Genomic DNA, 13,455 nt, shown 5'->3' on the forward strand with positions numbered 1-13,455 from the left:
ATTCCCTCTATCACCTCACCCGGTCTCTTTCGACAGGAACCCCATGAGCGACACTTCCCCCTACGGCTTCGAGCATGTGCGGCGTGGGTACGACCGCGCTCAGGTGGACGAGTACATTTCCAAGGTCCTCTCCGACCGTGACAGCGCTCTCGCCCGCATCACCGCTCTGGAAAAGCGCATCGAAGAGCTCCACCTCGAGACACAGAACGCCCAGGCCCAGGTCAACGACGCCGAGCCGTCGTACGCGGGTCTCGGTGCGCGTGTGGAGAAGATCCTCCGCCTCGCCGAGGAGGAGGCGAAGGACCTGCGCGAGGAGGCCCGGCGCGCGGCGGAGCAGCACCGCGAGCTCGCCGAGTCGGCCGCCCAGCAGGTGCGCAACGACGCCGAGTCGTACGCCGCCGAGCGCAAGGCCAAGGCCGAGGACGAGGGCGTCCGGATCGTCGAGAAGGCCAAGGGCGAGGCGTCCCAGCTGCGTTCCGAGGCGCAGAAGGACGCGCAGTCCAAGCGCGAGGAGGCGGACGCCCTCTTCGAGGAGACCCGCGCCAAGGCCGCGCAGGCCGCCGCCGACTTCGAGACGAACCTGGCCAAGCGGCGCGAGCAGTCCGAGCGCGACCTGGCCTCGCGTCAGGCCAAGGCCGAGAAGCGGCTCGCGGAGATCGAGCACCGTGCGGAGCAGCTGCGGCTGGAGGCCGAGAAGCTGCGCACCGACGCCGAGCGCCGCGCCCGCCAGACGGTGGAGACCGCCCAGCGCCAGGCCGAGGACATCGTGGCCGACGCCAACGCCAAGGCGGACCGCATCCGTTCGGAGTCCGAGCGCGAGCTCGCGGCGCTGACCAACCGCCGCGACTCCATCAACGCCCAGCTCACCAACGTCCGCGAGATGCTGGCGACGCTCACCGGCGCGGCGGTGGCCGCGACCAGCGCGCCGGCCGAGGACGAGCCGATCTCCCGCGGGGTTCCGGCCCAGCAGTCCCGGTAGCACGCCGCCGTACGGCGACCGCGCAGCGGCCGAGCCCTCTGCCACTGAGGTGGCAGAGGGCTTTGTCCCGTTCTAGCGTGGCCGCATGATCGAGCTCGAGGGGCTGACCAAGCGGTACGGCGAGAAGGTGGCGGTCGACGACCTCACCTTCACCGTCCGGCCGGGCATCGTCACCGGCTTCCTCGGTCCGAACGGCGCCGGCAAGTCGACGACCATGCGGATGATCCTGGGCCTGGACCACCCGACCGCCGGGGACGTGCGGATCGACGGCACGCACTACGACCGGCTCAGGGAGCCGTTGACCCGTATCGGCGCCCTCCTCGAGGCGAAGGCGATGCACCCGGGCCGCAGCGCCCACAACCACCTGCTGTGCCTCGCGCAGAGCAACGGCATCCCGACGCGGCGGGTGCACGAGGTGCTGGACGCGGTCGGGCTGACGGCGGTGGCGCGGAAGAAGGCCAAGGGGTTCTCGCTCGGCATGGGCCAGCGGCTCGGCATCGCGGCCGCGCTGCTCGGCGACCCGCGCATCCTGATGTTCGACGAGCCGGTCAACGGGCTCGACCCCGAGGGCATCCACTGGATCCGCACGCTGATGAAGTCGCTCGCCGCCCAGGGCCGCACGGTCTTCGTCTCCTCCCACCTGATGAGCGAGATGGCGCTGACCGCCGACCACCTGGTGGTGATCGGCCAGGGCAGGCTGCTCGCCGACACCTCGATGGCCGAGTTCATCGAGCGCAACTCCCGCAGTTACGTCCGGGTGCGCAGCCCGCAGCGCGAGGAGTTGCTGGCCACCCTGCACCGGGCCGGTGTCACCGCGGTCGAGAGCGGTGACGGGGCGCTGGAGGTGGACGGTTCCAAGGCCGAGCGCATCGGGGAACTGGCCGCCGGGAGCCGGATCGTGCTGCACGAGCTGAGCCCGCAGCAGGCGTCCCTGGAGGAGGCGTTCATGCGGTTGACCGCGGAGTCGGTGGAGTACCACGCGCACTCCGGTACTCCCCGGCCCCCGCAGGCGTGGGGCGAGGGCTGGAAGAAGGGCTGAGCATGGCGGTGACGCAGGTCGTACGGTCGGAGTGGACCAAGATCCGGTCGGTGGCGTCCACGGTGTGGACGCTCTCCCTGGCGGTGGTGGTCACCATCGCGCTCGGGATGCTGATCTCGGCGCTGTCGAAGGCCGAGTTCGACTCGCTGGGCGAACGGGAGCGGCTCTCCTTCGACCCGACCTTCATCAGCTTCGCCGGGATGAGCCTCGGTCAGCTCGCCATGATCGTGTTCGGGGTGCTCGTGGTGTCGAACGAGTACAGCACCGGCATGATCCGCGCCTCGCTGGCCGCCGTGCCGCAGCGCGGCACCTTCCTGTTCAGCAAGCTCGCGGTGGCCACCGCGCTCGCCCTGGTCGTCGCCATGGCCACCAGCTTCGCCGCCTTCTTCCTGGGCCAGGTGATGCTGGGCGAGCACAAGGCGTCCATCGGCGACCCCGGGGTGCTGCGCGCGGTGATCGGCGGGGGCCTCTACATGACGCTGATCGCGCTGTTCTCGATGGGTGTCGCCGCGATGCTGCGCTCGCCGATGCTGTCACTGGGCATCCTGATGCCGTTCTTCTTCCTGATCTCCAACATCCTCGGCAACGTGGACGCCACCAAGAAGGTCGGCCAGTTCCTGCCCGACCAGGCCGGCAGCAAGATCATGCAGGTGGTCACACCCGTCGACGACGAGACCCCCTACGGACCCTGGGGCGGTCTGGGCATCATGGCGCTGTGGGTGATCGCCGCGCTGATCGGCGGCTATGTGCTGCTGAAGAGGCGCGACGCACAGTGAGCGGCCGGCGGGGCCGGTTTTTACCCGGCCTTGGGCGGAACCGTCAGCGCCCCGATATCCTCCTAACCCTTACGGGGGCGTGTGCCCCGCTGTCCTGAACCTTTCGATGGGTGCGGAGCATGATCGAGGCAGTCGGCCTGACCAAGCGGTACGGCGACAAGACCGCTGTGTACAACCTTTCCTTCCAGGTGCGCCCCGGCGCCGTCACCGGGTTCCTGGGCCCGAACGGTTCGGGCAAGTCGACGACCATGCGGATGATCCTCGGTCTGGACAACCCCAGCGCGGGCCGGGTCACGATCGGCGGCTACCCGTACCGGAAGCTGCCCAACGCGCCCCGTCAGGTCGGCGCGCTGCTGGACGCCAAGGCGGTGCACGGCGGCCGGAGCGCCCGCAACCACCTGCTGAGCCTGGCCCAGCTGTCGGGCATCCCGGCCCGGCGCGTGGACGAGGTGCTGGGCGTGGTGGGTCTGCACGACGTGGCGCGCAGGCGGTCGAAGGGCTTCTCCCTCGGCATGGGCCAGCGGCTCGGCATCGCGGCCGCGCTGCTCGGCGACCCCCAGGTGCTGCTCTTCGACGAGCCCGTCAACGGCCTCGACCCCGAGGGCATCCTGTGGGTCCGCAACCTGATGAAGTCGCTCGCCGCGGAGGGCCGCACGGTCTTCGTCTCCTCCCACCTGATGAGCGAGATGGCGCTGACCGCCGACCACCTCATCGTGATCGGCCGCGGGCAGCTGATGGCCGACATGAGCGTGAAGGACTTCATCTCCGCCAACTCCGCCGACTTCGCGCGCGTGCGCACGCCGGACACCGAGCCGCAGCAGCGGGAGAAGCTGTCCGCCGCGATCACCGAGGCCGGCGGTCATGTGCTGCCCGAGCAGGACGGCGCGCTGCGGGTGACGGGACTGCCGCTGCCGCGCATCAGCGACATCGCCCACGACGGCGACGTACGGCTGTGGGAGCTGTCGCCGCACCAGGCCTCGCTGGAGGAGGCGTACATGCGGATGACGCAGGGCGCCGTCGACTACCGCTCGACCATCGACCAGAAGGAAGGGCTCCAGCAGCAGCTGCCGCCCGGCGCGCAGCCGCCGATGCCGGTTCCGGGCCAGGGCCAGCCCGGCTGGTACGCGCCGCCGCCGCCGCAGCAGGGCGGGCAGCCCTTCGCGCCGCCACAGAGCCCGCCGGGGCAGGCCCCCGCCGGCCCCTACGGCGCTTCCGGCGTCCCCGGGGCGGCTCCGGGCGCCCCGGCCGCCAACCCCTACGCGCAGCCCGCCCCGCAGGCGCCCCAGACCCCGGCTCCGGCCGCGCCGCCGGCCGCCGCGCCGCCCGCCGCCGCCCCGTCCGCTCCCGCCGCCGACCTGACCAAGCCCGAGGACGCCCGATGAGCACGCCCCCGCCCCCGATGCCGCAGAGCGCCGCACCCGAATGGCAGGCGGCACCCGGTCACCCGTATCCCGGCTACACCTCGCCGATCCCGGTGGTGCGCACGCACCTCGGACACGCCCTCGCCTCCGAGTGGACGAAGATCAAGTCCGTGCGCTCCACGATCTGGACGCTGGGCGTGTTCGTCCTGCTGGTGGTCGGCATCGGTCTGCTGACCGGGCTGATCGTCTCGAATTCCGATCCCGACCTGGGCGGCGAGAGCCCGCTGTCCCTCGGCTTCTTCGGGCTGCTGCTGGGCGGCATGTGCATCATCACGCTGGGCGTGCTGACCACCGCCTCGGAGTACGGCACCGGCATGATCCGCACCACGATGGTCGCCTGTCCCTCACGTGGACGGGTCCTGCTGGCGAAGGCCCTGGTGTTCTTCCTGCTCGCCTTCGTGGTGACCCTGGTGTGCGCCACGCTGATCGGCTTCCTGCACGTGTCACTGCTGGAGGAGTACAACGCCAAGGACCCCTCCGGCGGGGAGTGGCTGAAGGGCACGGTCGGCGTCTCGCTCTACGTGGCGCTGCTCGGCACGCTGTCGCTGGCGATCGGGTCGATCATCCGGCACTCGGCGGGCGCCATCACCATCATGATCGGCGCCGTGCTGGCGCCGCTGGTGATCGCGCTGTTCATGTTCTCGTCCTCGCTCCGGGACGTGCAGCAGGCGCTGTTCGAGTACTCCATCCCGAACCAGATGAGCATCTTCTACGCCAACTCCCTGAGCGAGTCGGGGCCGTCCGGCTGGGACCCGCTGTGGATCATGCTGGTCCTCACCGGGGCCGCGATCGGCGGCGCGTTCGCCCTGCTGGAGAGCCGGGACGTCTGAGGCCCTGCCCCGGGACCCGCCCCGGGTCCGTTCAGAACTTCGGCGCGTTACGGGACCGCTGCACCCGCGAGGTGCGGCGGTCCTTCGCGTTCCAGCACGCCTTGTGCCAGTGCCGCCGGTCGTCGACCCCCGCGTGTTCCGGCCAGGCCACCACGTGCGGCACCCCGTCGGGGATCAACTGGTCGCAGCCCGGGCAGCGGTAGGCCTTGCCCTGGGCGCTGGACCCCGCCACGTGCCGTACGCTCCACTCCTCGCCCTGCCAGCTCTCCGTGGCCTGCCAGCCGCCGTAGCGGCCGGAACGGTCGTCCTCGGCGCTCCGGCCGGACGAACCGGCTCCCTTCGGTCGGTTGCGACGCGGGGACACAGGACACCTCACGGGGCTATACAGGATGCTGGGGCCGCGTCCAGCCTACGCGGCACGGGCAGGGGTACGCGTACAACGCCAATCGTCACAAGTCCCCTCCGTGGCGACGCGGCCGCCCCGGCAGCGCCCCATTCTGCAGACAATCCGCAAAATTGCTCGCCCGGCCCGTGACCTCGGCACGTGTCGGGCGGTTATGCCCTGCGGGGGAGCTCCGCGTCGGAGCCAAGGAAGCAGGAATGCAATGCGCGTTGGAAGTTTCGTGTTGGCCGCCCAGTTCCCCGGGCAGGGCGAGGGGGAGGCGCTGCACCGCGCGGTCCGCTCGGCCGAGGTCGCCGAGGAGGCGGGGCTCGACACGGTCTGGCTGGCCGAGCACCACTTCGTGCCGTACGGCACCTGTCCGTCGGCCGTCACCCTGGCCGCACTGCTGCTCGGCCGCACCCGCCGGCTGCGCGTCGGCACGGCGGTCAGTGTGCTGCCCACCGTCCACCCGGTCGCCCTCGGCGAACAGGCCGCGCTGCTGCACATCACGAGCGGCGGCCGGTTCTCGCTGGGGCTCGGGCGCGGCGGACCGTGGGTGGACCTGGAGGTGTTCGGGGCCGGCCTGGAGGCGTACGAGAAGGGGTTCCCGGAATCACTCGATCTGCTGGTGCGCTGGCTGCGCGAGCCGTCCGTCGGGGCGGACGGCGAGCGGTACCGCTTCCGCGAAGTGCCCGTCGTGCCGCGTCCGTCGGAGTCCCTGACGGAGACCGAGGGCCCGGAGGTCGTGGTCGCCTGCACGTCCCCGGCGAGCGTACGGCTGGCCGCCGAACGCGGGCTGCCGATGCTGCTCGGCATGCACATCGGGGACGAGGAGAAGGCCGAGATGGTCGCCCTGTGGCGCAGTCACGCGCGCGCGAGCGGCCGCCCCGCCGGGGAGGTGCACCGCGCCGCGCACGTCTCGGCCGGTGTGTGCCAGATCGCCGACCGGCGCACGGACGCGGCGGAGACCCTCATGAAGGCGATGCCGGGCTGGCTGAAGCAGGGGCTGGAGGCGCATGTCACGGTGGACGGACGGCAGCGGCAGATGCGCGACCCGCTGGCCTACACCGAACTGCTCTGCGGACTGCACCCGGTGGGCACCCCGCGGCTGTGCGCCGACCGGCTCGCCGCGACCAGCGAGCGAACCGGCATCTCGCGCTTCGCGCTGCTCGTCGAGGGTTCCGGCGATCTGGCGGCCACGGAGGAGAACGTACGGCGGCTCGGCGCCGAGGTCCTTCCCCAGCTCGCCTAGGACATCGGGCCCCCTCGGGGGGTCCCGTCGCTCGGATCACGGAGGCTTGCCGCCCCGGTACCACCGCACCTCCCGCGTACGGAGCGGCAAGCTGTCGATGACGCGTCAGCAGTCGCGCAGTTCCGGCGACTGGTTCAGCAACTGGTTGCGCACCGAGGTGAAGCGGGCCAGCGTCTCGTCGACCGAGGAGTCAAGCGGGAACACAGCCACCCGGTGGCAGTTCTGGAAGGCCAGCCGTACACCGAAGTGCCGTTGCAGCGCGCCGCGTATCGCGTCACTCGCGAGCGCACGCAGCAGCTGACCGCGCGCCTGCTCGTCCGGCGGGGGCGTCTGGTTGTCGGCGAAGGGTCCGCCGTCCACCTTCAGCTGGGCCACCAGGGAGCTGATCATCTCCCACGCGAAGGGCAGGGAGGTCCGGACGCAGTCGACGAAGTCAGCTTCGTCGACCTCGCCTCGCTCGGCCTGTTCGAGTAGGGCCGGTGAGACGTCGAGCGACATGGGTTCTCCTCTCGCACCCCCAACGAGCAGGGGTTGCCTGACAGATACGGGAGCGCGCGAAATCGGGCACGCTGCGTACACGGTTCGCGACCTCCCGTTCAATACCGTAAGCAACGGACGGTGACGGCACCAGGAGAATGCGTGGATGCGACACTTCCTGTGGGCCTGGTTCCGGCCATCGCCGAACACGCGTTTTCCAGGAGATACGGGACGTGCCCCGTGGGGCGCGAGGGACGGTCGCGAGGGCGAATCGCGTCGACCCCGGCCGGTCGAGTAGCGTTGCCGACCATGCGTCTCGTCATTGCCCGCTGCTCCGTGGACTACGCCGGGCGGCTCACCGCGCACCTGCCGTCGGCCCCCCGTCTGATCCTCGTCAAGGCCGACGGCAGCGTCTCGATCCACGCCGACGACCGGGCCTACAAGCCCCTGAACTGGATGTCGCCGCCCTGTGCGCTGAAGGAGGGGACGGGCGAGGAGGAGGGCGTCTGGACCGTCGTCAACAAGGCCGGCGAGAAGCTCATCATCACGATGGAGGAGATCCTCCACGACTCCTCGCACGAGCTGGGCGTCGATCCGGGCCTGATCAAGGACGGCGTCGAAGCGCACCTCCAGGAACTGCTCGCCGACCGTATCGAGACCCTCGGCGAGGGCTACACGCTCATCCGCCGCGAGTACATGACGGCGATCGGACCGGTCGACATCCTGTGCCGGGACGCCGAGGGGCGGACCGTCGCGGTGGAGATCAAGCGGCGCGGCGAGATCGACGGCGTGGAGCAGCTCACCCGCTATCTGGAGCTGCTGAACCGCGATCCCCATCTCGCCCCGGTGCGCGGTGTCTTCGCCGCGCAGGAGATCAAGCCGCAGGCCCGGGTGCTCGCCACCGACCGGGGCATCGGCTGCCAGGTCCTCGACTACGACGCGCTGCGCGGCATCGAGGACGACAAGCTGCGCCTGTTCTGACCAGCGGTACGCCGTCGGGATCAAGGGCCGGATTCCGTCGTGGAATCCGGCCCTCGACGCATGCGGGCGGACCTCAGATCACGGTCTCCCCGGCGGGCGTGCCCGCGTCGCCGCTCTCCGGGGCGCCGGCGGAGGTGCTGGTCTCCACGGGATCGGAGGCGCCCGGACCACTGGCGGAGTCGCTGGTGGACGGCTCCTCCGGTGTCGTGGGCTCCTCGGTCGGCGTCGTGGGCTCCTCGGTCGGGGTCGTCGGGTCCTCGGTCGGCTCGGTCGGATCCGGAGACGACGGCGGACTGGACTTGGTGGGCTTCTTCGTCGGCGACCCGGTCGGACCGTCGTCCGGTCCGGTCGTCCCGCTCCCGCCCCGGGTCGGCTCGTCCGACGCGTCCGCCGTCGGCGTCGGGTCGTCCGACGTGCCCGGCGTGCCGTCCGGGCCCGGGTCGGTCGGCCGGCTGGTGGCGTCGCCGGTGTCGCCGTCGCCCCCGGCCGCCGGGTCGGCGCCGAGGCTGCCGTCGTCGACGCCCTGGCTGGCGGACGGGTTGACGCCGACGTTCTCCGAGGGCGTCCCCGCGTCGTTCTCGGACGTGGCGCCGAGGGTGACCACCGTGCCCAGCACGGCGACGAGCAGCGCGCCCGCGCCGGCCGCGACCAGGTTGCGCTTGGCCAGACCCTTCAGGCCCACGCCCGCCCTGGCCGGGGGCGGGGCCGGCGAGGGCACCGTACGGCTGATGACATGGGCGGTGTCGGCGGGCGGCTGGAGCTGCGGGAAGGCGGTGGGCAGCCCGCGCGGCGGCGGGGCCGACTCCTCGAAGTGGGCCTCCGGCACCTCCTCGCCCGCGGTCGGCGCGATCGCCAGCGGGACGCCGGAGCGGTCGGCGACCAGGGCCAGGGCCCGGCGTCCGGCCACGGTGCCGCGCTTGTCGGCGAGGGCGCCGCGCAGTCCGATGGACGCCTCCAGTTCGGCGCGCGCCCGGTCGAGCTGTCCCGCGCACAGCGCGTGGATGCCCAGCTCGTGGTGGAAGTAGGCCTCCTCGCCGACGTCACCGGCGAGCCGGGCGGCCTCCGCGCCGGCCCGCAGCGCGCGCTGCCAGGCGCTCCAGTGCAGCCCGGCGGCGAACGCGGGGGCGGCGGTGCGGGCGAGCTGCACGGCGGTGCTGGGCTCGCCCTCGGTGGTGGCGGAGGTGAGCGGTGACAGCGCGGCGAGCGCGGTGAGGACCGCGTCCGCCTCGGCGCACACGCGTTCCGGGGTGACCGAGGGGTGCCCGGTCCACCAGGCGTAGTGCTGGGCGGCGGCGCGGACCTGGTCCTCGGCGTCGTCGGCGTACCCGGCGGCCTCGAGCTGGGCCTGCACCCCGGCGGCGAGCCGGTAGCGGGAGCCGGCCGGGGAGACCAGCCCGCAGGCGGCCAGCTCGCCGAGGGCGGCGTCGGCGTGGGTGTCGCCCACCAGGGCGGGCAGGTGCGCCTGGTGGGGCACCTCTCCGCCGAGCGCGACGGCGAACCGCAGGGTGGCCCGTGCGGAGGCGCTGAGCCGGGAGGCGAGCAGCGGGGCGGGGGCGGCGGCCTCGCCGAGCGAGGGCAGCGGCACGTCGTCGCCGTCGACGTCGGCGGGGTCGTAGGGGGTCTCGCCCGGGCGCACGTCCTCGAAGACGCCGAACTCGTCGACGACGCTGCTGCCGGCCCGCAGCCGGTCGCGCTGCCGCAGCAGGGCGCCGGCCTGGACGAAGCGCAGCGGCAGGCCCTCGGACTCGAACCAGAGGTCGCCGGCCCAGTTGGACTCGTCCTCGGTGAGGGCGCGGCCGACGGCGTGTTCGAGCAGGTCGAGTCCGGCCGCGCGGTCGAGCCCTGCGAGGACCACTTCCTCGATGCCGGCGTCGGCGGACGGCTCGGGCACCTCGGGGGCGGCTCCGAAGAGGAAGGCGCACTCGGGGGTGGCGTCCAGCAGCTCGTCGAGCGCGGCGCCGCCGAACTCCAGGTCGTCCAGGACGACGACGGCACCGATCTCGCGGACGTGCTCGACGAGCCGGTCCCGCTCGGGGCGGTGCAGGGGGGCGTCGTGAACGGCGTAGAAGAGGTCGTACAGCAGGTCGTCGGCGGAGCGGTGCAGGCCGTTGAGCCGGACCACGCCGTCGGGCGCGAGGTCGGCGCAGTCCTCGGCGACGACGTCGAGCAGCCGGGACCGGCCGGAGCCGCCCGGGCCGGTGAGGCGTACGGAGCGGCCGCGGGCGAGCAGCCGGACCAGCTTCTCGCGCTCGTCCTGGCGGGCCAGCAGCGGCAGCGTGGGCTGCGCGGGCCCCGGCGGGACGGGCGGCCTGGCGGCACGCTCGACCTCGGCGCGTTCGGCCTCGGTGAGCTTGGCGGGGCGGGCCGGGCGTTCGGCGGGCGGGCAGGGCTCGATCTCGCTGCCGTCGACGGGGTTGACGGTCAGCAGGAAGTCGCCGGAGACCAGCTGCACCGTGCGGGCGAGCGCGGGCACGTGCTGTCCGAAGTCGGAGGTGAGGGATTCCCGGGGAGGGCGCTGACGCGGCGCGCCCCGGGAAGCGCCCTCGTCGTCGTGGCCGTACTCATCGGGTCCCGGGTTGTTCGGGTCCATAGGTCCTAGCCCCCCAAAAGCGTCGTGGCTGAAGCCCTCCCCGGCCTCGCTGCACACCGCGCTGTCGCTTCTGGTCCGGGCCCGCTCGAGGGTTGCAAGGCAGCGGGCAGCCGAACCCTAAACCTTCGCCCAGTATCTACGACAGTCCGGGGTACCGCGGGGTCCGAGACGTCACAGTCTCGTGAGGATTGTGCGCGGTCGCACGGTTCACCGAGGCCGGCCCGGGTCCGCGGGACGTCCGTCGCGCAGCCGTGCGGCCTCACACGCGGGGCAGCGTGTCCACCCCGATGCCCCCTTCGATCGCCAGGATGCGGTGCAGCCGGGTGGCCACCAACAGGCGCTGCATCTGCGGCGGTACGTCGCGCAGCACCAGGCGCCGGCCGCACCGGCCGGCCCGTCGGTGGGCTCCCATGATCACGCCGAGTCCGGTGGCGTCCCAGGAGTCCAGTTCGGACAGGTCCAGTACCAGGTCGCCGGCTCCGTCGTCGACGGCCGAGTGCAGGACCGTACGGGCGTCCGCCGCGCTGCGGACGTCGAGGCGGCCCCCGACGACCAGCTCGGCGTGGTCGCCCCTGATGTGCATATGCGCTCCCCGTGATCCGTCTCGTGCTCCGTGTGTTGTTCCCAAGGCCGGTGATGCAACCTCTGACTGCGTGGCGGCGGCAGAGGTTGCTGCCTGTAAGCCAACCGATACCGAATTCACCCCGGCGTGTGACGCACGCCGGGGCGAGTGCGCGGTGTCAGTGCTCGTAGAAGCCCTGCCCGCTCTTGCGCCCGATGTCACCGGCGTCAACCATCCGGCGCATCAGCTCGGGGGCGGCGAACTTCTCGTCCTGGGACTCGGTGTAGATGTTGTCGGTGGCGTGCAGCAGGATGTCGACGCCGGTGAGGTCGGCGGTGGCCAGCGGTCCCATGGCGTGGCCGAAGCCCAGCTTGCAGGCGAGGTCGATGTCCTCGGCGCTCGCCACGCCCGACTCGTACAGCTTGGCGGCCTCGACGACGAGGGCGGCGATGAGGCGGGTGGTGACGAAGCCGGCGACGTCCCGGTTGACGACGATGCAGGTCTTGCCGACCGACTCGGCGAACTCCCGGGTCCTGGCGAGGGTTTCGTCGCTCGTCTTGTAGCCGCGGACCAGCTCGCACAGCTTCATCATCGGCACCGGCGAGAAGAAGTGGGCGCCGACGACCCGCTCCGGGTGCTCCGTCGCGGCCGCGATCTTGGTGATCGGGATGGCGGAGGTGTTGGAGGCGAGGACGGTGTCCTCCCGCACGATCTTGTCGAGCGCGCGGAAGATCTCGTGCTTGACCTCGAGCTTCTCGAACACGGCCTCGACGACGACGTCCGCGTCCGCGCAGGCGTCCAGGTCGGTGGTCGTGGTGATCCGGGCGAGGGCCGCGTCGGCGTCGTGCGCCTCCAGCTTGCCCTTGCTCACGAACCTGTCGTACGACGCCTTGATGCCGTCGGTGCCCCGCGTGAGCGCCTCGTCGGTCACGTCGCGCAGGACGACATCCCAGCCCGCCTGGGCGGAGACCTGGGCGATGCCGGATCCCATGAGACCGGCTCCGATGACGGCGAGCTTCCCAGCCACTGTGCGACTCCCCTTCGAATGCGACACGCTCACACACTGTTTCCGTACGTCACTCGCGGACATTAGCGGTCGCAAGGGAGCGTGTGAGGGGTTAGTAATGCGTGTCACGGTCTCACGGGGTGAGACACCGGTCACGTCCGGCGCGCCCCGCGCGCGTCCGTCCGCCCCGCCGGCCCGGAGAGGCGGAGCGGCCCGGCCGGCAGGCTCCGGCCGTCCCCGCTTCCCGCCGCCAACCCCGGTTGTTCGCCCCGGCATTGTTGACGCGCGTAGCACTCTGCCGCACGCTGGTGCACGGCCGTCACACGAGCGGCCGCACACCACCCTTCAGCGAGACGGCCGGGAGCACTGAATGTTCAGACGTGCGACACGCATGCTTCTCTCCATTGTCATGGTCATGGCTGGAACGGTTCTCGGTGTCGGCGCCACCGCCGGAACCGCCCAGGCGGACAGCTGCTACATCCGGAGGCACCCTGTCCCAGGGTGCCTCCGGAAGCGATGTGACGCAGCTTCAGATCCGGGTGGCCGGCTGGGTGACCTCGGGCGAACGGCTCTCGTACGACGGCAGCTACGGCGCCCGCACCACCGCCGCCGTCAAGAAGTTCCAGGCGGCCTACGGGCTGACCGCCGACGGGATCGCCGGTCCCGCGACCTTCAGCAAGATCTACGCGCTGCAGGACGCCGACTGCACTCCCGTCCACTTCAGCTACGCCGAGCTCAACAAGTGCAACTCCGACTGGTCGGGCGGCGCGGTGTCGGCGGCCACCGCCAGGGCGAACGCGCTGAAGACCATGTGGAAGCTGGAGGCGATGCGGCACGCCCTCGGCGACGTGCCGATCACCATCTCCAGCGGCTTCCGCTCCTACTCCTGCAACAGCGCGGTGGGCGGCTCGTCGACCAGCCGCCACCTCTACGGTGACGCCGCCGACCTCGTCGGCTCCCCGAGCCTGTGCACCCTGGCCCGACAGTCCCGGGTCCACGGCTTCTCCGAGATCCTGGGCCCGGGCTACCCCGGCCACAACGACCACACCCACGTGGCCTTCGACCCGTCCCCGTACTGGTCGGCACCCACCTGCGGGATCTGACCCGGTCCACCGTCCACCCGCGTCCTCCGGCGGCACGGCGGGCCCGCGCGAAGGCGC

At 71.8% G+C, this 13,455-nt stretch carries 12 protein-coding genes and 1 pseudogene; 8 read left to right on the top strand and 5 right to left on the bottom strand.

Going from position 1 to position 13,455, the window contains the following annotated elements:
• Positions 1-43 precede the first annotated feature (43 nt).
• From IE118_RS19015 to IE118_RS19035, 5 genes are all read left to right on the top strand, one after another.
• Positions 44-979, top strand: coding sequence for a coiled-coil domain-containing protein (locus IE118_RS19015; RefSeq protein WP_189559160.1), 936 nt, complete (start codon positions 44-46; stop codon positions 977-979).
• A gap of 85 nt (positions 980-1,064) precedes the next feature.
• Complete coding sequence (locus IE118_RS19020; protein ID WP_189559161.1) at positions 1,065-2,018, top strand: ABC transporter ATP-binding protein; 954 nt, start codon at positions 1,065-1,067, stop codon at positions 2,016-2,018.
• A gap of 2 nt (positions 2,019-2,020) precedes the next feature.
• Entirely contained in the window at positions 2,021-2,794 is a 774-nt protein-coding gene (locus IE118_RS19025; RefSeq protein WP_189559162.1) for an ABC transporter permease, read from the top strand.
• Positions 2,795-2,913: 119 nt separating this feature from the next.
• On the top strand, positions 2,914-4,176 hold the full coding sequence (locus tag IE118_RS19030) for an ABC transporter ATP-binding protein (protein ID WP_189559163.1): 1,263 nt from the start codon (positions 2,914-2,916) through the stop codon (positions 4,174-4,176).
• Entirely contained in the window at positions 4,173-5,045 is an 873-nt protein-coding gene (locus tag IE118_RS19035) for an ABC-2 transporter permease family protein (RefSeq protein ID WP_189559164.1), read from the top strand. Before IE118_RS19030 ends, IE118_RS19035 begins: the two co-directional genes overlap by 4 nt.
• 31 nt (positions 5,046-5,076) lie before the next feature.
• On the opposite strand, the gene IE118_RS19040 is transcribed toward IE118_RS19035, so the two are convergent.
• A complete protein-coding gene (locus IE118_RS19040; protein WP_189559165.1) occupies positions 5,077-5,409 on the bottom strand; it encodes an Rv1322 family protein in 333 nt (110 codons plus the stop codon).
• Positions 5,410-5,650: 241 nt separating this feature from the next.
• Between IE118_RS19040 and IE118_RS19045 the strand changes: the two genes are divergently transcribed.
• On the top strand, positions 5,651-6,679 hold the full coding sequence (locus tag IE118_RS19045) for an LLM class flavin-dependent oxidoreductase (protein ID WP_189559166.1): 1,029 nt from the start codon (positions 5,651-5,653) through the stop codon (positions 6,677-6,679).
• Between the two features lie 105 nt (positions 6,680-6,784).
• Here IE118_RS19045 and IE118_RS19050 read toward each other — a convergent pair whose 3' ends face one another.
• Positions 6,785-7,177: an SCO5389 family protein gene (locus IE118_RS19050; RefSeq protein WP_189559167.1), complete on the bottom strand. Its 393-nt coding sequence runs from the start codon at positions 7,175-7,177 to the stop codon at positions 6,785-6,787.
• A gap of 288 nt (positions 7,178-7,465) precedes the next feature.
• Between IE118_RS19050 and nucS the strand changes: the two genes are divergently transcribed.
• On the top strand, positions 7,466-8,137 hold the full coding sequence (nucS, locus tag IE118_RS19055; protein WP_189559168.1) for an endonuclease NucS: 672 nt from the start codon (positions 7,466-7,468) through the stop codon (positions 8,135-8,137).
• Between the two features lie 73 nt (positions 8,138-8,210).
• Here nucS and IE118_RS19060 read toward each other — a convergent pair whose 3' ends face one another.
• From IE118_RS19060 to IE118_RS19070, 3 genes are all read right to left on the bottom strand, one after another.
• Positions 8,211-10,727, bottom strand: coding sequence for an ATP-binding protein (locus IE118_RS19060; protein WP_189559169.1), 2,517 nt, complete (start codon positions 10,725-10,727; stop codon positions 8,211-8,213).
• 259 nt (positions 10,728-10,986) lie between these two features.
• Entirely contained in the window at positions 10,987-11,310 is a 324-nt protein-coding gene (locus IE118_RS19065) for an STAS domain-containing protein (protein WP_024884536.1), read from the bottom strand.
• Positions 11,311-11,467: 157 nt separating this feature from the next.
• On the bottom strand, positions 11,468-12,316 hold the full coding sequence (locus IE118_RS19070) for a 3-hydroxyacyl-CoA dehydrogenase family protein (RefSeq protein WP_189559170.1): 849 nt from the start codon (positions 12,314-12,316) through the stop codon (positions 11,468-11,470).
• Between the two features lie 349 nt (positions 12,317-12,665).
• On the opposite strand from IE118_RS19070, the pseudogene IE118_RS19075 reads away from it, so the two are divergent.
• Positions 12,666-13,398 (top strand): annotated as a pseudogene (locus IE118_RS19075) (D-Ala-D-Ala carboxypeptidase family metallohydrolase).
• The last annotated feature ends 57 nt before the right edge of the window (positions 13,399-13,455 follow it).

This window comes from Streptomyces pilosus, from assembly GCF_014649835.1.
GTDB classification, from domain to species: Bacteria; Actinomycetota; Actinomycetes; order Streptomycetales; family Streptomycetaceae; genus Streptomyces; species Streptomyces pilosus.